Origin of the sequence: Corynebacterium sp. HMSC08A12 (genome assembly GCF_001807485.1) — a bacterium.
Classification (GTDB): domain Bacteria; phylum Actinomycetota; class Actinomycetes; order Mycobacteriales; family Mycobacteriaceae; genus Corynebacterium; species Corynebacterium evansiae.
Window position 1 is genome coordinate 1 of record NZ_KV789169.1, and the last position, 983, is coordinate 983.

Genomic DNA, 983 nt, shown 5'->3' on the forward strand with positions numbered 1-983 from the left:
CAGACTGTTTAGCTATTCTCATCGTATCTCTTGAAATCACTACTGCTTTTGCTACACGCAAGAGATCATCTTTCAAGATGACCGCATCTGCACTTTCACTAGCAGCTGTAGAACCATATAAATTCCCTAAGAACCAGTTACATACGTCGGGTTTCCTGCCGAAAGAGTTAGCTTATATAGTTTGTCCGTGCAACGGTTAAAAGTTTATTTAACGGGGAAATCAAAATAGCTATTGGGGTATGGTTCGTCTCTTAATACATAGTGCCACCATTCGAGGCTATATGCTTCAAACCCACTGTTTTCCATGATGGAGCGCAAACGTCTGCGATTTTGCGCTTCATTGCATGATATTCCATTTGCCGCATGATGAGAGCGTTCATCCATAAAATCAAATCGGCTCCCCATTGGTACAAGCTCACCCGTGTCTAATCGATAAAGCGTAAGATCAATGGCACTGCCGCGGCTATGGCTTGATTTTGAAGCCACGTATCCTTTTGAAATCATCTCAGTTCGGTCAATATTGGGATAATAACTTTCCTTTGTCAGGTTATTTTCCGGCTGTGCAGCCCATTGCATAAAACAGTTTACAGCACGATTAGGACGGTAACCGTCCCATAGAAGCAATCCGTACCCTTGGGTAGCAGCCAGTTCTTTTGCCTTCAAAAGCGATTCAGCCAACTCGTATGTCCCTACAATGCGATTTACTTCATAACCGTCAACCGGTTTTCCGGTGAAATTATCCCAAGTGGCATATTTAGCGTCCCAACGAACACCGTGTACTATTTCATCTAAAAAAGTAAATCCTATTTCCATGCTTATCACCCCTTTAACGCTAATACGATCAAGCGGTCAATCAGTTCGGGAAGTGCAATACCTGCAGCGGCCATCATACGGGGATAACGACTGTATGACGTGAAACCGGGCAGAGTATTGACTTCGTTCAGTACAATGCGGCCGTTATCTTGTAAAAACATATCCACACG

2 protein-coding genes and 1 pseudogene are annotated in these 983 nt (G+C 43.6%); 1 reads left to right on the forward strand and 2 read right to left on the reverse strand.

Annotated features, from left to right (window positions below; all coding sequences use genetic code 11):
• On the forward strand, nucleotides 1–200 hold a 200-nt coding region (locus HMPREF3166_RS10240), incomplete at its 5' end, for a hypothetical protein (protein WP_210383913.1).
• A 4-nt stretch (nucleotides 201–204) separates the two neighbouring features.
• On the opposite strand, the gene HMPREF3166_RS03730 is transcribed toward HMPREF3166_RS10240, so the two are convergent.
• A complete protein-coding gene (locus tag HMPREF3166_RS03730) occupies nucleotides 205–813 on the reverse strand; it encodes a D-Ala-D-Ala dipeptidase VanX-A (RefSeq protein ID WP_000402348.1) in 609 nt (202 codons plus the stop codon).
• A gap of 5 nt (nucleotides 814–818) precedes the next feature.
• Nucleotides 819–983, reverse strand: a pseudogene (locus tag HMPREF3166_RS09935) (D-alanine--(R)-lactate ligase VanA); the annotation flags it as partial.

What these genes read in the sequence shown, in the direction of transcription:
- HMPREF3166_RS03730 (WP_000402348.1), bottom strand. Translation starts at nt 813, where the DNA reads ATGGAAATAGGATTTACTTTTTTAGATGAAATAGTACACGGTGTTCGT.